Raw genomic sequence first — 15522 nt, 5'->3', positions numbered from 1 at the left:
GTACAGCCGAACGCTCAGCGGATCAGATGAATGGTGATCCGTCGCTCGATCCATTCGACGCCGTGGCGCAGGATCTCGACCATCACCAGATAGACGATGGCGACCCAGACATAGGCCTGGAAGTCGAAGGACTTGGCGTAGGCCAGCTTCGCGTTGCCCATCAAATCATAGACTGTGATGATGGCAACGATGGCGGAGGCCTTGATCATCAGGACGAGTTCATTGCCGTAGGGCCGGAGCGCGACGATAAACGCCTGCGGCAGGATGACCTTGCGCAGCGTCTGCAATTTGTGCAGGCCGAGCGAAGCAGCGCCCTCCCATTGGCCCCTCGGAACACTTTCTATGGCGCCGCGCAGGATCTCGGCCTGGTAGGCGGCGGTGTTGAGCGCGAAGGCGAACACACCGCAATTGAAGGCGTCGCGGAAGAACCACCACAGTCCGACGGATTCGAGCTGCACCCGGAACGAGCCCAGGCCGTAATAGACGAGATAGACCTGGACCAGCAGCGGCGTGCCGCGGAAGAAGTAGACGTAGCAATAGGCCAGGACGGACAGATAGCGGTTCTTCGACATGCGGGCATAGGTGACGGGCAGCGAAAAAAGCGCGCCGAGCACCATCGAGATGGCCACCAGCGCAAGCGTGGTTCCCAAGCCCTGCAGATAGGCCGGCGCGTATCTGGCGAAGAACTCGCCATTCCAGGCGTAAACCAGATAGACGGCGATGCCGATGCCGAACAGGATCCAGAAGCCGACCAGTGCATAGCCGACGACACGGGCCCGCGGCCAGCCCCGCGCCCGTGGTGGTGGCTTCTCGATGTCGACGGCGGCGCGCGTCACGACGCTCATCGTGCCTCCCTCCGCCCGAGCGAACGCAGGATGAAGCCGGTGGCGATCGACGACAGGATGGCAAGGATGAGAAACACCATCGCCGCGACACTGTAGAACAGGAAGGAATGTTTGGTGACACGGGCCGCCACGCCGGCGTTGCGCAAGGTTTCAGCCAGGTTGACGACCGACACCAGGGCCGTGTCCTTGAGCAGGCTCAGCCAGCAATTCTCAAGGCCGGGGAAGGCGATGCGCAGCAGCTGCGGCAGGATCACCTTGCGCATCGTCTGCCATTTCGACAGCCCGATCGCATAGCCGCCCTCGTACTGGCCCTTCGGAATGGCGCGAAAGGCCGACAGGAAGACTTCGCTGGAATACGACGAAAAGATCAGCGACAGCACGATCATGCCGGCGAGGAAGCTGTCGACATCGACCGTCGCTTCCGGCCTGAACAGACGGATGACATACTGCAAGAGGATCGGCATGCCGAAGAAGAACAGGAAAAGCGTCACCAGTTCCGGCAGTCCGCGAAACACCGTGGTGTAGATGTTGGCAGCCACGCGAAGCGACGGCTCTTCGGATTGTTTTGCCCAGGCGACGAAAAAGCCGATCGTCAGGCCGATCGGCAGTGTCGCCAGCGCGAGCGCAATCGTGACCAGTGCGCCATAGGCAATATCGTCAATCCAGCCATCGGGTCCCCAAGTGAGAAGTATCCATATGTTCTGGCTTGGCATTGACGGGTCTTGTCTCCACTTCTGTCAGGCCAAGGCGGCAGCAGGAAACTTCCCCTGCCGCCTTGTTTCAGACGATCAGGACTCGGCGCCGAAGACGTCGAACTTGAAGTACTTGTCGTTGATTGCCTTGTACTTTCCGTTGGCGCGGATTGCGTCGATGGCGCTGTTCAACTTGTTGACCAGATCCGTCTCGCCCTTGCGCACGGCGATGCCGGCGCCCGGTCCAAAGATATCGACCGGCTGCGGCGAAGGCTGGCCGAGAATCTTGCAGCAGGCGCCATCAGGCGAATCCAGGAACTGTTGCAACACGACGATATCGTCCTCGATCGCGTCGAGACGGCCATTGGCGAGATCGGCCTGCTCTTCGGGGCTGCTCGGATAGCCCTTGACCGTGCTGTCCGTATAGGTTTTCGAGGCATAATTGAAATGCGTCGTGGTGGTTGCGACGCCGATGGTCTTGCCGGCCAGGTCTTCCTTGGTCACGCCCTTGAGGGTCGAATCCTTGGGTACCGCGATCGCCGACGGCGTGTTGTAGTATTTGTGGGTGAAGTCGACCTTCTCGGCGCGCTCCGGCGTGATCGACATCGAGGCGACGATGGCGTCGAACTTGCCGGCCTGCAGGGCCGGAATGATGCCGTCCCAATCCTGGGCGACGAAGGTGCACTTGACCTTCATCTCGTCGCAGAGCGCCTTGGCGATGTCGATGTCGAAGCCCACGAGCTGGCCGTCGGAGGTCAGGTTGTTGAATGGGGGGTACGCGCCTTCGGTGCCGATTCTCAGGGTCGTTTCCTGAGCCTGGGCGACGCCGAGCGTCAGCAGCGCAGCCGATGCGGCGAGCGCGATACGCAGTGCAATACGCATGATAGTCCTCTCTTTATGGCTCCCGGCCGTCGTTCCGGAACGGCTCTGTGGGGCGGTGCTTTTGACCGCCCGCTGGCGCGATACTCCCACTGTTTTCGGGAGAAAAGCAACTGTAAAACCGTTGCTTGCGGGATTTGCGGGTCCAGCCAATGCCGACGCCGGGTTAATGCATGTCGCCCAAAAGTGCGCAGCGGTTTTGGGACGACGACATGCATAAATAAAACAACCTGAAGCGCGTCGCATGAGGCCGTTCAGGCGCGACGCGCTTAGACAATGCAACGGCTGAAGAGGGCGGCTGACCCGGGCGAGGGCAGGGGCCTCAAGGTTTGAGGCCGGTCATGCGCTCGATGAAGTCGGCTATCCCTTCCGTGTCGTCGAGATCGAACACAGGCAGGCTTTCGCCGGTAACCGCGAAGTCGGCGGCAATCGCCACGATATGTCCGTCGTTCGCCGACAGCGGCGAGCGGTCCTTGGCCTCCCGCCGCCGGGTCTCGATCTTTTTGTGCGCCTCGCGCTTGTAGCCTTCGACCAGCACGATGTCGCACGGGGCCAACCGCGACAGGACCGTCTCCAGCGTCGGCTCGTCCTCACCGCGCAATTCATGCATCAGCGCCCAGCGTTTGCCCGACACCACCGCGACTTCGGTGGCGCCCGCCTGGCGGTGACGAAAGCTGTCGGCGCCAGGCTTGTCGATGTCGAACTCATGATGGGCGTGTTTGACCGTCGACACTGTCCAGCCGCGCCGGACGAGCTCTGTGACCAGCTTCTCGGTCAGTGTGGTCTTGCCGGAATTCTTCCAGCCGGTGATGCCGAAGATGTTCATGGGCCGATGCTCTGCAACAGACGCTCGGCCACCGCAAGGTCGGGCGGTGTGTTGATGTTGAAGAACGGGTCGATCTCGTCACTGCCGTGGGTCAGCAACGGAAATGCCACTTTGACACAGTCGTGCCGCTCGATGAAGGCGGAGACGCGCCTGTTGTCCTCGATCAGGAAATGGCGCAAGGCCTCACGCAGCCCGAGCGGCCACAGCGCAAAGGTCGGATGCCGCCTGCCGCCGGAACTGGCAACAGCGATGGAGCCTGGTCGCTCGTCAACAGCCGCAGCCAGCCTCTCGACCAGATCCACCGGCAGAAACGGCGTGTCGCCGGCGGCCGTCGCCAATGCCGTGCAAGCGGTGTTCGCTGCCGCCCATTCGAGGCCGGTGAGGATTCCGGCAAGCGGTCCGGCATAGCCTTCGACCGCATCGGCGAGAACCGGAAGACCGGCCGCGGCGAAGCGCGCCGGGTCACCATTGGCGCTGAGCGCCAGCGATCCGACCTGCGGCGCCAGGCGGGCAACGACATGGTCGAGAAGCGGACGCCCGCCAAGCGCCAGCAAAGTCTTGTCGCCGCCGCCCATGCGCCGTGACAGGCCTCCGGCCAGGATAATTCCTGCAATGTCTTGGCTCATGGCCAACCTATATGCCGTCCGGCGCCATGTCGGGTCCAGCGCTTTCGGCCGCCGGCTTCTGCCGGCCGACGACCCGCTCGCGATAGAGCGCGTAGAGGCCGGAGCCGATGATGATTGCGGAGCCAACGATCATCGGCAGGTCGGGGACATCGCCGAAGATGATGAGGCCAAGCAGCATCGACCAAAAGAGGGCGGTGTAGCGGAATGGCGCAATGAAGGAGATGTCGCCGGCCCGCATTGCCATGATGATGAACTGGTAGCCGATCAGCACCAGCACCGCCGCCAATGCCAAAAGTGCCGTGCCTTTGCCGGACATCGGCGTCCAGCCGCCCATCGGCGACAGGAGCACGGCGCCAACGATGGTCATGGCGATTGCCGTTGCCGTCGACACCAGCAAGGTCGGGATAGCGCTCGGGATGCGCTTGGTGGCGAGGTCACGTACTGCGCAACAGGCGACGCTGACGAGTGCGTACAGCGAATAGACGCTGAAGCCTTCGAAGCCTGGCCGCACGATGATCAGCACGCCGCCGAAGCCGACCGCGATCGCCAGCCAGCGCCGCCAGCCGACCGCTTCGTTGAATACGAGTGCCGCCCCCATCGTCACCGCCAGCGGCAGCGCCTGCAGCACCGCCGAGACATTGGCGATCGGCAGATGCGCTAATGCCACAAGGAAGGCGACGGTGGCGCCGGCCTCGGCGACCACGCGAAGCGCCACCAGCGGCTGCAGCATCGACCTCGGTCGCGCGAGCGCGCCTTGCTGCCAGGCGAGCAGGCCGACGAGCAGCGACGCAAAGGCGCCGCGCACCAGCATCACCTGCGCCATGTTCATCGATTCCGACGAGAACTTGGTGATGGCGTCGTTGAGGGTGAAGCCGATCATGGCCACCATCATGCACAGCGCGCCGCGAATGTTTGGGGAAAGAGGCAAGGGCGTTACCGGTTTTGCAAGAGCAATTCCAGGAAAAGTGTGAAACGGTTTTCCGTCCGGAATTGCGTGAAAACAAAGAATAAAGCGGTTCGACGTTTCGGCGAAACGGTGAACCGCTCAAGCCTGTAGCAGCCGGCGGCAAGACAGCAACGTCAAAGAAATAGGCCACGGATTTTCACCCGTGACCCATAGAAATCCCTGAGAGGGCTGGCCGATGACCGGCAGGCTCATTTCGGCGTCAGCACCTCGGTGCCGCTGCCGTTCTTACCGGCGATGGTCCACAGGCCGTGCAGCGAGCCGTCATCTTCTACCTTGTAGACGACGAGACCGATTTCCTTGCCCATGACATAGCCGGCGGAGAAGGCATCGTCGTTGCGCATGCAGATGCCGTCCGACGATGATCCGCCCGTCTCCCAATGGATGGTGCAGGTGGTCTCGCTGGTCAGTGTGATGGTGGCTTCGCCGCCATATTTCGAGCCGTCGAAATTGGTGCCCGCAACGGTGTAGCTGCCACCGATGGACTGTGCTGCTGCCGGCGCGACGGCAAACCCAAGCATTGCAAGAGAAAGTAAGAATGTGCGCATGTCGTATTCCCCCAAACCGAGCGACGAGCCGCTATAGGCCGAAATTTAGGGCGGAACGCGATGGCGGTAAATCGGGTTTGCAGCGTCGAGAGCGATTTATTCCCAGTGTTGCTCAGCCCCATGCAGGCTGTCGCCGATAGCGCCGACCAGTGGGTCGTACTTGGCCTTGAGCGAGGCGGGATATTCGATCCAGACTGTATGGATTGCATCCTCTTTTTCGAAGACGATTCGGGTATAGAAGATCTTGTCGCCTTTGGTGCCTGAGACCACTGCCCAGTTCTTACCGGTTTTGCTGTAAGTGACCTTTTCCCCAGAGTCAGGGTCGGCTTTTTCCTTTTCAACCAGACTGTCGGGCGTATCTTCCGTCAGCTTGTATCCGCCGTAACAGGACAAGCTCGCACCATCGGGGCTAAGCCATTTTCGACCGTCGCCATTGAGGGACTCAGCCATCGGCTTGCTGAAAATCTGGCTCGGGAACGTGCACACCGTGCCATAGCGCGCATTGATGTAGGTGAACGGCTTTGCGAGCGCCACTGTGGTCGCCAATGATAGGGCCACGACCAGCGCTGACAGCCCGGTTTGGCAAACACGCTGCATGGAAATCCCCCTCGCTTCCAACGGAAGCATTCTGCACCAATCGCGGAGAAAATCAGCCGCCGGTGACGCTCATATGTCTCGACACCGACGGGCGGCTGGTGCGGCGGTCGATGATGAAATCATGGCCTTTCGGCTTGCGGCCGATCGCTTCGTCGATGGCAGCAGCGACCAGCTCGTTGCCTTCTGAGGCACGCAACGGCGCGCGCAGGTCGGCGGCATCCTCCTGACCCAGGCACATATAGAGCGTGCCGGTGCAGGTCAGCCGCACGCGGTTGCAGCTTTCGCAGAAATTATGCGTCATCGGCGTGATGAAGCCCAGCCTGCCGCCGGTCTCTGCGACATGGACGTAGCGGGCCGGACCGCCGGTCTTGTAGGGGATGTCGCTCAGCGTGAACTGGCGCTCGAGCGAAGCGCGCAGCAGCGATAGCGGCAGATACTGGTCGGTCCGGTCGGCGTCGATCTCGCCCATCGGCATGGTTTCGATGACGGTCAAGTCCATGCCGCGGCCATGCGCCCAGCGCATCATCTCCGGCAGCTCGACGTCGTTGAAGTCCTTCAGCGCAACGGCGTTGAGCTTCACCTTCAGCCCCGCCGCCTGCGCGGCATCGATGCCTTGCATGACCTTGCCGAGATGGCCCCAGCGGGTGATGGCGTGGAACTTGTCGGCATCGAGCGTATCCAGCGAGACATTGATGCGCTCGACACCGCAATCGGCAAGCTCGGCGGCAAAGCGCGACAGCTGCGAGCCATTGGTGGTCAGCGTCAACTCTTCCAGCGCGCCGCTCTTCAGGTGCCGCGACAGCTGGCGCACCAGATGCATGATGTTCTTGCGCACCAGCGGCTCGCCGCCGGTGAGGCGCAGTTTGCGCACGCCCTTTTCGATGAAGACGGTGCAGAGCCGGTCGAGTTCCTCGAGCGACAGCAGGTCCTTCTTGGGCAGGAACGCCATGTCCTCGGCCATGCAATAGGTGCAGCGGAAATCGCAGCGGTCGGTGACCGACACGCGCAAGTAGCTGATCGTGCGACCGAAGGGATCGATCATGTCCATACGTTCAAGCGTTTCCAATGCTACGAGTGGTGCCGTTATATACGGCTATGTGATACGATCCAACCCGCCATTCAAGATAGCCGCTCTCGATCTTTGGTGACATTCCCTGGCCGACATCCGATGTCGGCCGGGTCCAAATGGCCTTTTCCGCTCGCGCGAAGCAGCGTAGGGAAGGGCGGATTGATGCGGGATGCAGAACAATGACGGCGCCGAAGGAACTCAGGGTCTCGAAGGACAGAAAACTGCTGTCCGTCACCTTTCCCGATCATCGGCCGTTCGAACTGCCGGCCGAATTGCTGCGCGTCGCTTCGCCCTCGGCCGAGGTGCAGGGCCATTCGCCGGACCAGCGGGTGACGGTTCCCGGCAAGCGTAACGTTGCTATCCTGAAGATCGAGCCGGTCGGCAACTACGCCGTGCGCATCACCTTCGACGATTTTCACGACACCGGCATCTTCACCTGGAATTACCTGCACACGCTTGGCCACGAAAAGGACGCGCGCTGGAATGCCTATCTCGCCGAGCTCCAGGAGAAGGGACTGAGCCGCGACCGCTAGTTCGGCACTGTCGGCAAAACGTCATTGACTGGGGGTAACGCTGGCAACAGTTCGGAGACGGGAAAATGTCTGACATCACCACGGTCGAACAGCTCGAAGCCCTCTACGGCCTGCCCGGCGAAGCGTCGACGGTCAAGGAACTCGACCACGTCATTCCCGAATATGCCGCCTTCATCGAAGCCTCGCCTTTTGTCGCTTTGGCGACGAGCGGGCCGGAAGGGCTGGACTGCTCGCCGCGCGGCGATCTCGCCGGCTTTGTGCGCATGCATGACCCGAAGACGCTGATGATGCCGGACAGGCGCGGCAACAACCGCGCCGATTCGCTTAAGAACATCATCCGCGATCCTCGCGTCGGGCTGCTGTTTCTTGTGCCGGGTTCGGGCACGACGCTGCGCGTCAACGGCCGCGCCCGCATCGCCACCGACGCCGCGCTTTGCGCCTCCTTCGCCGTCGAAGGCAAGCCGGCGCGCTCGGTCACCGTGGTCGATGTCGATTCGGTCTATTTCCAGTGTGCCCGCGCCATCGTTCGCTCGGAGCTGTGGAACCCGGCAAAGCACGTCGACCCGAAATCGCTGCCGACACCCGGAACAATCCTGGAAGTCACCAGCCGCAAGAATATCGATGCCGGTACTTACGACAAGGAATGGCCGGAGCGGGCGAAGAAGACGATGTGGTGAGGTGGGAGGCGCGTGGATCGAACGGCTCAGGTATCCTTCAGCACGTCATAGATCTTGCGCATCTGTTCGCCGATCATGTCGCACTGTTCCGCTGTCGACTGGCTCATCGCCTTTTCGATCAGCGCCATATGCACCTTCAGCGCCTTCATCAAAAGCTCCGTGCCGGCCTCGGTAAGCGTCAGCCGCAGGACGCGCTTGTCCTTCTCGTCGCCTTCGCGGCGCAGCAGGCCGCGCGCCTCGAGCTGCGGCAACAGCATGGTGATGTTGGAGCGGCCGACCAGCAGTTTGCGGGCGAGATCGTGCTGCGACATGCCGGGATGGCGATAGAGGTTCATCAGCACGTCGAGCTGCGCCGGCTTGAGATCCAGCGGCGCCAGCTTTACCGCCAGCGTACGCTCCAGCACATGGCAGGCGCGCGCCACCGCGACCCAGTTGCGAAAGCGCGGGTTGTCCCAGGGCAGCTCTTGTTTAATGTTCATGTTTGAACTATTATGTTCATGCTTGAACGGAATGGATGGATCGCCACTATGGCATCATTTGGACTGAAGGTCATCCGGGGCGTGTTCCGCGCCGCCGAGCATGTGGCGCCCCGCCTGAGCGGGCGCGCCGCCTTCGAACTGTTCTGCCGCACGCCGAGCGTGAAGGCGCTCAGTGACGGCGAGCGGCGTGCGGTGGACCGCGCCGCCGGCTTCATGGCCGAGGCGCGCCATCATCGGCTTACGACCAAGGCCGGCTGCGTCATGGTGCACGAATTCCGGCCCGAGCCGGGCAGGGCGTCCGCCGGCACGGTGCTGGTCGTCCATGGCTGGCGTTCGCGCACGGAATATATGCGCGCTCTGATCGAAGGTTTTCGCGATGCGGGCTACCGGGTCGCCTCGCTTGACCTGCCGGGCCACGGCCAGTCGCTGGGCCGGCATCTCAACATGGTCAATGCGGTCGAGGCGGTCAGGGTCGCCGGCGAATGGTTCGGTCCGTTCAAGGCGATCGTCGGCCATTCCTTCGGTGGCGCCGTCGCCGCCAATGCCATTGCCGGTTCGATCAGGGGTATCCACCCAGTGGCGGCCGAGCGGCTGGTGCTGGTGGCCGCGCCAAGTTCCCTGCCGGCGATCTTCGCCGACTTCAGCCGCATGCTCAACGTCGGCCCGCGTTCGCAGGTTTCCATGGCCGATCAGGTGAAAAAGTTGTCGGGCCGGCCGCTGCACGAATTCACCGGCGATCGCCAGCTGGCCGAAGCGCCGGTGCCGACTCTGGTCATCCACGCGCCGGACGACCGCGAAGTCCCCGCCGATCATGCCACACGTTATGCCGGCGCCGGCAGCCATGTGCGGCTGCACTGGGCCGATGGGCTCGGCCACCGTCGCATTCTCGCCGACAAAGGTGTCATCGAACGCGCTGTGACCTTTGTCAAAAACGAGCGCGAGCCGATACTGCATTGATTCCAATGGGTGTATTGTCGACTCCGACAACGCCGGAGCGGTGAGCTAACCGTTCTTCTTGCCGCCCGGCTCGACGGGCAATCCGGCCGCCTTCCAGGCGGTATAGCCGCCAAGGATGTGCTTGACCGGCGACAGCCCCATATCCTGCGCCGTCTTGGTGGCCAGCGCCGAGCGCCAGCCGCCGGCGCAAAAGAAGACGAAGCTTTTGCCCGAGGCAAAGAACGGCTTGTGGTAAGGGCTTTCGGGATCGATCCAGAATTCCAGCATGCCGCGAGTGACATGTTTGGCGCCGGGGATCTGGCCGTCCCGCTCGATCTCGCGTGGATCGCGCAGGTCGACGAAGATGGTGTCCTCGTCGTCGAGCAGCCCGGCCGCTTCCTCGGGCGAGACCACCTCGATCTCGGCATTGGCCTCGTCGAGCAACTCGCGATACCCTTTTTTCACGGATGATCCCTCCCGGCGCATTTCGCCGCCGACTGGATTTCCAGCACAAGCTCCGCGCTTTGTCACGCTGTTCCGACCAGCCCCTGCCACGCCGCCATCGCTCCGGCCACTGTGGCCATCAGCGCTTCGCACGAGGCGCCGTCGCGGGCCTGGATCGACATGCCGTGCTGGACCGTCGCATAGAAGGTCGCCGCCGCGTTGCTGTCGAAGCCCGCCGGCAATTCGCCTTCCGCCACACCGCGTTCCAGCCGTCTCAGCAAGAGGGTGTGGTTTTCGGCGCGGCGGCGGCGCAAATCATCGCAGATCGCGCCGCTGCTTGAATCCTGGTGCAGTGCGCCCAGCGCGATGAGACAGCCCTGCGGGCGGTCGTCCTGAGAGTACGCTTTTGCCGTCTGGCGCAGGAAATTCTCGATCGCCTGGCATGCAGTCGGCGCTTCGTCCAGCGCGCTCCAGATCTCGGTGCCTTCGTTGCGGGTGTAATACTCGGTCGCTTCCAGAAACAGCGCCTCCTTGCTGCCGAAGGCGGCATAGAGGCTGGGCGAGCTGATCCCCATCGCCGCGGTCAGGTCGGCGATCGAGGTGCCCTCATAGCCTTTGGCCCAGAACAGCTCCATCGCCTGCCGCAAGGCGGCGGTTCGATCGAAGGTGCGGGGACGGCCTCTTTCCGGCATGACGATCTTTTCTGTGTTGACCGATACATAATTCACTTGACGTCGCGAGGCAAGGTTGCCAGATTTATGTATCGATCGTTACATAAAAGGAGCATGACATGTCAGCGAACGGATTGAACGGCAAGGCAGCACTCGTCACCGGCGGCAGCCGCGGCATTGGTGCTGCGATTGCGAAGCGGCTCGCGGCCGATGGCGCCTACGTCGCCATCACCTATGTCAACAGTGCGGCGCCGGCCCAAGCTGTCGTCGCCGAGATTATAGCGGCAGGTGGTCGCGCGATCTCCATCCAAGCCGACAATCGCGACGCTGCCGCCATCGAAAATTCGGTCACCGAGGCGGTGAATGCCTTCGGCCGGCTCGACATCCTGGTCAACAGCGCCGGCATCTGGCGCGCGGCGCCGATCGAACAGATGTCGCTGGCCGACTTTGACGAGACCATTGAGGTCAATCTGAGAGCGCCGTTCGTGGCCTCGAAGGCGGCAGCGGCTCACATGGGCGAGGGCGGCCGCATCATTTCGATCGGCAGCAATCTGGCCGAGCGCGTCACCGACACCAGCCTCAGCGCCTATTCGACCAGCAAGGCTGCGCTGGTCGGCCTGACCAAGGCGCTGGCGCGAGACCTCGGTCCGCGCGGCATCACCGCCAACGTCGTTCATCCCGGTTCGACCGACACCGACATGAACCCGGCCGAAGGCCCGCATGCCGAACACCAGCGGCGGAAGATGGCGACGCCCCGCTTCGGCAAGGCTGACGAGATCGCCGGCATGGTTGCCTGGCTCGCCGGTCCAGAAGGGCACTTCGTCACCGGCGCCGCGCTCACCATCGACGGTGGCGCCAACGCCTGAAGCAGCAGCCGCTTTGACCGGTCTGGAGCGGCAACGCCGCTCCAGACGTCACGATGTTGTGAAACCGTTCTGCAACAGGCCTGCGGAAATTTATGGAAGCTTAACGAAATCGGTATGAATCGGTATAGTAGCGCCTTACATCCGCCATGCGGTTGGCAAGATCGTCGAGCGGCGCGGAACGGGAGCCGGCTTGCAGCCGGAGCGGGTGATTAATGAAATTCCTCGGAAATAAAGCCACCGTGATGCCGCTTGCAGTGGCGGCAGCACTGGCCTTCGGTGTGCCGCAGGCAAGCGCGCAGGGCCTGTTCGACATGCTGTTCGGCGGTGGCGTCAAGCACAGGCCGCAAGGCGAATTCCCGCCGCCGCCAAAGCGCAAGCCGAAGCCCGCCGTATCGGGCGGCGGCGGCACCAGGATCAGCAGCCCGTCCTACTACACCTACAAGGCCGACCGGCTGGTGCGCGTAGACTTTGCCGCGTTGGTGGCAGCACCTCCCCAGGTGGCAACAGCTGAAGACGCCGCCTTTGTGCCGTCGGCGACCAGCACTGCCTTCCGCGAAGCCGTTGCAGGCCTTAGTGACTATGAACTCTATGCCGAGCCCGATATCGCCAAGGCACTGATTGCCTATTACTCTGCCAATCCTGATTTCATCTGGGTGAACGAGGGCAATCCCAATGCCCGCGCCCAGGATGCGGTGCGGGTGCTTGGCGAAGCCGCAAGCTATGGTCTCACGTCGGCCGACTACACGGTCGAAGTGCCGGCAGCCAACGCATCGGCAGTCGATGCCAACGCCCATCTGAAGGAACTCGTCCGCTTCGAGATGGCGCTGTCGGCGCGCGTACTGCGCTATGCCCGTGACGCCCAGAGCGGGCGCGTCGATCCCAATCGCATCACCGGCTACTATGAATTTCCGCCGAAGCCGGTCGACATGGAAGGCGCGCTCAAGACGCTGGCTCACACCCAGGAAGTGCGCACCTACCTCGAATCGCGGCACCCGCAGAACGCGGAATATCAGGCGCTGCGCGTCGAACTTGAATCGCTGCAGGCGAGCGCCGAAAACGAAATCGTCGTCGATCCCAAGCTGTTGCTGAAGCCCGGCGAGACCAGCGCCGAACTGCCGAAGCTGCTGACGCTGATCGCGCGCAATCTCGACGACGAGATGGGCGGCGCCTATGGCGAGATCCTGTCTCGTCTCGGCACCAGCGATGTCTATGTTCCCGAACTGGTTCCGATCATCAAGGCCGTGCAGGTGAAGGCCGGCATGAAGGGCGATGGGGTCATCGGCCCGCGCACCGTCGCCTCGCTCGCCGGCACGTCCAAGGCCGACAGGCTGCAGAAGGTGCAGGTCGCGCTGGAAGAATTGCGCTGGATGCCGTCCGATCTCGGCAGCCCGCGGGTGTTCATCAACCAGCCCGCCTTCACCGCCAGCTATATCGACAATGGCGAGGAGAAGCTGAAGACCCGCGTCGTCATCGGCCGGACCACCAACCAGACCGCCTTCTTCTTCAAGGAGATCAAGCAGGTCGATTTCCATCCCTATTGGGGCGTGCCGCAGTCGATCATCGTCAACGAGATGCTGCCAAGGCTGCGTGGCGATCCGGGCTATCTCGACCGTGCCGGCTACGAGGTGACCGATTCGCGCGGCAGGCGGGTTCCCTCTTCCTCGGTCAATTGGGGCGCCTACGGCGCCAACATTCCCTACAGCGTGCGCCAGCAGCCGAGCGAAGCCAATGCGCTGGGCGAACTGAAGATCCTGTTCCCCAACAAGCACGCCATCTACATGCACGACACGCCGCAAAAATCCTTCTTCCAGCGCGATATGCGGGCGCTCAGCCATGGCTGTATTCGCCTTCAGGATCCACGTGGGATGGCGGCGGCGGTGCTCGGCGTCTCGGTCGACGACATCGCCGAAAAGCTCAAGCACGGCCATGCCAGCGAAGACGTGACACGCACGATTCCCGTCTATGTCTCCTACTTCACTGCCTGGCCGGACCTGTCCGGCAAAGTCGAATATTTCAACGACGTCTACGACCGCGACACGCGGCTGATGCAGGCGCTGGACGCGACTGAAGCGGTGCGCTCGCCGACGAGCTGAACCAGCGGAGTTCCTCGTTCAACGAACGAGGAACTCACTTTATCTCTCTGGTTTAATTAGATTTTTGGCCGATGGACGGTCGCCCGTTTCCTGCGATCAGCGCTGGATGAGCGGACGCCGGAAGCCGGCGTCGCGGCCCGCGATCAGCCAATAGACCAGACCGGCTACGAGGCCGGCGGCGGCGATGATGCCGATATCGGCCCAGCGTCCGGCATCCTCTTCCGCGGCCGGCCAGACCAGGAAGAAGCCGGCTGCAGCGGCAGCGGCGCCAAACAGCATGTGCACCAGGAAATTGCGCAGGGCAAAGAATTCGGCGAGCAGCGCGAAGATCAGCGTCTGCAGGCCGGTCAGCACGATCGTCAGGAAATAGACGACCATGCCGAGCGGCGGCCACAGCAGCACGACAATGGGCGAAAATTGCATGGCGCCGAAATAGTCCGGCGCGTTGGGCAATACGGCGAGTGCGCAATATATCGCCACGACCGCGAACAATCCGATCAGCACCGAAACGAAATAGCCGGCAAGCATCATCAGGATGCGCTTCAAAACATGCTTAACCATGGCCATGCACCCCCGTGCCCTGCAACTGTTACGCGCACTCAGCCATCAAAGGCGGACCGGCGCAAGAGTGCATCCAGCAGTGCTTTGCGGCAAATCTTCAGGCGCCGCCGCATAGATGTTGTGAATCCGGCAAAACCCATGTGCCTTTTATCGTGAGGTCGACGCCGTAATAGACCCGCCCGCGCTCGTCGCCCTGCGGACAATCCCTCGGGATCGAAATCAGGCACATGACGACAGGATCGCCGGCTTTCGAACTGGCAAGGCCAGGCTCCCGCTCGTAGGAAACCCCGGCGCCGCCATTGCTGAACCGCGCCAGGCTGCCGGCTTCAGGGCCGGCGGTTTCCAGCGGGTCGTCGCCGAGCCGCGTCGTCAGCGCGGTGATGTGGGTCAAGGCGCATTGGCCGATCGACGAGGGCAGGGGCTGGTCGGGGCTGCCCGGATGGCGGGCCGCGGTGTCGAGCGCCTTCTTGCCGATCAGGGCGATGTTGTAATCCTGCACCCAGGACGGCGCATTGCCGTAGGTCTGCAGCGCATTGTTCTGGGCGCTGACGATGCAGGCGGCATCCTGCCCACAGGCGTTCCTGTCGTCGATGAGCGCACGGGCGATCTTGCGCTTGTCGCCGCCAAAGGCTGGCTCGAAACCCGTAAAGGCCTCGGCCACCAGGCATCAATTGCCGACAGTTGCGGGTCGGCACAGATCGCCTTTTCCACCGGCAGGCTGGCTTTGCGGCAGTCGAAGGATGGCCCGTCGGCACGCGCTGGACCAAGGCAGACCGCCGCGCCAGCCAGTGCAACGACAAGCGCAAGCGAGTTGGCAATTCGATTGGAAGAAAGCATGGTCGCCCCGTTGTCCGACAACTGCCACCATCGTAGGCAAAAAACGCGGCGGACGGAATTGCCGAAGCGGTGCGGTATCGGCGCTATTTCGGTTCGGCGGTCACGGGATCGAAGGTGATTTCGACTTTCGCCTTGTCGGCGGTGTAATAGGTCACGGTGTAGCCGTCCTTGTCCCAGTCGACCTCCTTCACATAGCGAAAGCCGTCGCGCTGCTCGACCTTGGCGATGATTGCCGACAGTTTCTGGGCATTCGTCGGCGGCAGCGGGCTGTCATCCGCGGCAAAGGCCGTCGAGCCGGCCAGAACAACGACGACACCGGTCGCCAGAACAAGATTTCGCATGATTACCCTCATTTCACGTTGGCTGAACCGCACCGGAA

At 62.5% G+C, this 15522-nt stretch carries 20 protein-coding genes; 5 read left to right on the top strand and 15 right to left on the bottom strand.

The features are described from left to right. Positions 1 to 14: 14 nt before the first annotated feature. The 9 genes from NKI15_RS20345 to moaA all read right to left on the bottom strand — a co-directional run bounded on the left by NKI15_RS20345 (position 15) and on the right by moaA (position 7025). Positions 15 to 845 carry an ABC transporter permease gene (locus NKI15_RS20345; protein ID WP_023734703.1) on the bottom strand — a complete coding sequence of 277 codons (831 nt, stop codon included), beginning with the start codon at positions 843 to 845 and terminating at the stop codon, positions 15 to 17. Beyond that, positions 842 to 1558 carry an ABC transporter permease gene (locus NKI15_RS20340; protein ID WP_023669007.1) on the bottom strand — a complete coding sequence of 239 codons (717 nt, stop codon included), beginning with the start codon at positions 1556 to 1558 and terminating at the stop codon, positions 842 to 844. Before NKI15_RS20340 ends, NKI15_RS20345 begins: the two co-directional genes overlap by 4 nt. A 75-nt stretch (positions 1559 to 1633) precedes the next feature. Continuing rightward, positions 1634 to 2419: an ABC transporter substrate-binding protein gene (locus NKI15_RS20335; RefSeq protein WP_023682491.1), complete on the bottom strand. Its 786-nt coding sequence runs from the start codon at positions 2417 to 2419 to the stop codon at positions 1634 to 1636. Between the two features lie 319 nt (positions 2420 to 2738). Next, a complete protein-coding gene (mobB, locus tag NKI15_RS20330) occupies positions 2739 to 3242 on the bottom strand; it encodes a molybdopterin-guanine dinucleotide biosynthesis protein B (RefSeq protein WP_023682492.1) in 504 nt (167 codons plus the stop codon). After that, positions 3239 to 3868 (bottom strand): molybdenum cofactor guanylyltransferase MobA, encoded by a 630-nt coding sequence (mobA, locus tag NKI15_RS20325; RefSeq protein ID WP_023702271.1) that lies wholly within the window; start codon positions 3866 to 3868, stop codon positions 3239 to 3241. The genes mobB and mobA overlap by 4 nt, the downstream gene beginning before the upstream one ends. 7 nt (positions 3869 to 3875) lie before the next feature. Next, a complete protein-coding gene (locus NKI15_RS20320; RefSeq protein WP_023696149.1) occupies positions 3876 to 4796 on the bottom strand; it encodes a DMT family transporter in 921 nt (306 codons plus the stop codon). Positions 4797 to 5023: 227 nt separating this feature from the next. Beyond that, positions 5024 to 5380 (bottom strand): hypothetical protein, encoded by a 357-nt coding sequence (locus NKI15_RS20315; protein ID WP_023696148.1) that lies wholly within the window; start codon positions 5378 to 5380, stop codon positions 5024 to 5026. A gap of 96 nt (positions 5381 to 5476) precedes the next feature. Further along, positions 5477 to 5977 (bottom strand): hypothetical protein, encoded by a 501-nt coding sequence (locus tag NKI15_RS20310; RefSeq protein ID WP_023696147.1) that lies wholly within the window; start codon positions 5975 to 5977, stop codon positions 5477 to 5479. A gap of 52 nt (positions 5978 to 6029) precedes the next feature. Next, positions 6030 to 7025: a GTP 3',8-cyclase MoaA gene (moaA, locus tag NKI15_RS20305; RefSeq protein ID WP_031193366.1), complete on the bottom strand. Its 996-nt coding sequence runs from the start codon at positions 7023 to 7025 to the stop codon at positions 6030 to 6032. A 200-nt stretch (positions 7026 to 7225) separates the two neighbouring features. Here moaA and NKI15_RS20300 point away from each other — a divergent pair, with 200 nt between their 5' ends. After that, complete coding sequence (locus NKI15_RS20300) at positions 7226 to 7579, top strand: gamma-butyrobetaine hydroxylase family protein (protein WP_023668999.1); 354 nt, start codon at positions 7226 to 7228, stop codon at positions 7577 to 7579. A gap of 65 nt (positions 7580 to 7644) precedes the next feature. Continuing rightward, complete coding sequence (locus NKI15_RS20295) at positions 7645 to 8256, top strand: pyridoxamine 5'-phosphate oxidase family protein (RefSeq protein ID WP_023688503.1); 612 nt, start codon at positions 7645 to 7647, stop codon at positions 8254 to 8256. Positions 8257 to 8282: 26 nt separating this feature from the next. Here the strand turns inward: NKI15_RS20295 and NKI15_RS20290 are convergent, their stop codons facing one another. After that, entirely contained in the window at positions 8283 to 8735 is a 453-nt protein-coding gene (locus NKI15_RS20290; protein WP_023682500.1) for a MarR family winged helix-turn-helix transcriptional regulator, read from the bottom strand. A 48-nt stretch (positions 8736 to 8783) separates the two neighbouring features. Here NKI15_RS20290 and NKI15_RS20285 point away from each other — a divergent pair, with 48 nt between their 5' ends. Beyond that, positions 8784 to 9692, top strand: a complete 909-nt coding sequence (locus tag NKI15_RS20285; RefSeq protein ID WP_023706841.1) for an alpha/beta hydrolase — start codon at positions 8784 to 8786, stop codon at positions 9690 to 9692. 45 nt (positions 9693 to 9737) lie between these two features. Here the strand turns inward: NKI15_RS20285 and NKI15_RS20280 are convergent, their stop codons facing one another. Together NKI15_RS20280 and NKI15_RS20275 are read right to left on the bottom strand one after the other, a co-directional pair. Continuing rightward, positions 9738 to 10136: a rhodanese-like domain-containing protein gene (locus NKI15_RS20280; RefSeq protein ID WP_023688500.1), complete on the bottom strand. Its 399-nt coding sequence runs from the start codon at positions 10134 to 10136 to the stop codon at positions 9738 to 9740. 62 nt (positions 10137 to 10198) lie between these two features. Further along, entirely contained in the window at positions 10199 to 10807 is a 609-nt protein-coding gene (locus NKI15_RS20275) for a TetR/AcrR family transcriptional regulator (RefSeq protein WP_023710494.1), read from the bottom strand. Between the two features lie 98 nt (positions 10808 to 10905). Here NKI15_RS20275 and NKI15_RS20270 point away from each other — a divergent pair, with 98 nt between their 5' ends. Together NKI15_RS20270 and NKI15_RS20265 are read left to right on the top strand one after the other, a co-directional pair. Beyond that, entirely contained in the window at positions 10906 to 11652 is a 747-nt protein-coding gene (locus NKI15_RS20270; RefSeq protein WP_352515115.1) for a 3-oxoacyl-ACP reductase family protein, read from the top strand. Between the two features lie 212 nt (positions 11653 to 11864). Continuing rightward, complete coding sequence (locus tag NKI15_RS20265; RefSeq protein WP_023741212.1) at positions 11865 to 13745, top strand: L,D-transpeptidase family protein; 1881 nt, start codon at positions 11865 to 11867, stop codon at positions 13743 to 13745. A gap of 96 nt (positions 13746 to 13841) precedes the next feature. Here NKI15_RS20265 and NKI15_RS20260 read toward each other — a convergent pair whose 3' ends face one another. The 3 genes from NKI15_RS20260 to NKI15_RS20250 form a co-directional block, all read right to left on the bottom strand. Then, positions 13842 to 14312 carry a hypothetical protein gene (locus NKI15_RS20260; protein WP_023668992.1) on the bottom strand — a complete coding sequence of 157 codons (471 nt, stop codon included), beginning with the start codon at positions 14310 to 14312 and terminating at the stop codon, positions 13842 to 13844. 91 nt (positions 14313 to 14403) lie between these two features. Then, entirely contained in the window at positions 14404 to 14967 is a 564-nt protein-coding gene (locus tag NKI15_RS20255; protein ID WP_245270796.1) for a hypothetical protein, read from the bottom strand. Between the two features lie 259 nt (positions 14968 to 15226). Next, complete coding sequence (locus NKI15_RS20250; protein WP_023726587.1) at positions 15227 to 15484, bottom strand: PepSY domain-containing protein; 258 nt, start codon at positions 15482 to 15484, stop codon at positions 15227 to 15229. Positions 15485 to 15522: the final 38 nt, after the last annotated feature.

This window comes from Mesorhizobium sp. M0862 (assembly GCF_040319795.1).
Taxonomy (GTDB): Bacteria; Pseudomonadota; Alphaproteobacteria; order Rhizobiales; family Rhizobiaceae; genus Mesorhizobium.
The sequence above is the reverse complement of the archived record's forward strand: the minus strand, read 5'-3'. Positions and strand labels throughout refer to the sequence as shown.

Coding starts and splice junctions, on each gene's coding strand:
- mobB (WP_023682492.1), bottom strand. CDS start 3,242: ATGAACATCTTCGGCATCACCGGCTGGAAGAATTCCGGCAAGACCACA.
- NKI15_RS20290 (WP_023682500.1), bottom strand. CDS start 8,735: ATGAACATTAAACAAGAGCTGCCCTGGGACAACCCGCGCTTTCGCAAC.
- NKI15_RS20340 (WP_023669007.1), bottom strand. CDS start 1,558: ATGCCAAGCCAGAACATATGGATACTTCTCACTTGGGGACCCGATGGC.
- NKI15_RS20270 (WP_352515115.1), top strand. CDS start 10,906: ATGTCAGCGAACGGATTGAACGGCAAGGCAGCACTCGTCACCGGCGGC.
- NKI15_RS20345 (WP_023734703.1), bottom strand. CDS start 845: ATGAGCGTCGTGACGCGCGCCGCCGTCGACATCGAGAAGCCACCACCA.
- mobA (WP_023702271.1), bottom strand. CDS start 3,868: ATGAGCCAAGACATTGCAGGAATTATCCTGGCCGGAGGCCTGTCACGG.
- NKI15_RS20250 (WP_023726587.1), bottom strand. CDS start 15,484: ATGCGAAATCTTGTTCTGGCGACCGGTGTCGTCGTTGTTCTGGCCGGC.
- NKI15_RS20315 (WP_023696148.1), bottom strand. CDS start 5,380: ATGCGCACATTCTTACTTTCTCTTGCAATGCTTGGGTTTGCCGTCGCG.
- NKI15_RS20335 (WP_023682491.1), bottom strand. CDS start 2,419: ATGCGTATTGCACTGCGTATCGCGCTCGCCGCATCGGCTGCGCTGCTG.
- NKI15_RS20300 (WP_023668999.1), top strand. CDS start 7,226: ATGACGGCGCCGAAGGAACTCAGGGTCTCGAAGGACAGAAAACTGCTG.
- NKI15_RS20260 (WP_023668992.1), bottom strand. CDS start 14,312: ATGGCCATGGTTAAGCATGTTTTGAAGCGCATCCTGATGATGCTTGCC.
- moaA (WP_031193366.1), bottom strand. CDS start 7,025: ATGGACATGATCGATCCCTTCGGTCGCACGATCAGCTACTTGCGCGTG.
- NKI15_RS20275 (WP_023710494.1), bottom strand. CDS start 10,807: ATGCCGGAAAGAGGCCGTCCCCGCACCTTCGATCGAACCGCCGCCTTG.
- NKI15_RS20295 (WP_023688503.1), top strand. CDS start 7,645: ATGTCTGACATCACCACGGTCGAACAGCTCGAAGCCCTCTACGGCCTG.
- NKI15_RS20285 (WP_023706841.1), top strand. CDS start 8,784: ATGGCATCATTTGGACTGAAGGTCATCCGGGGCGTGTTCCGCGCCGCC.
- NKI15_RS20310 (WP_023696147.1), bottom strand. CDS start 5,977: ATGCAGCGTGTTTGCCAAACCGGGCTGTCAGCGCTGGTCGTGGCCCTA.
- NKI15_RS20265 (WP_023741212.1), top strand. CDS start 11,865: ATGAAATTCCTCGGAAATAAAGCCACCGTGATGCCGCTTGCAGTGGCG.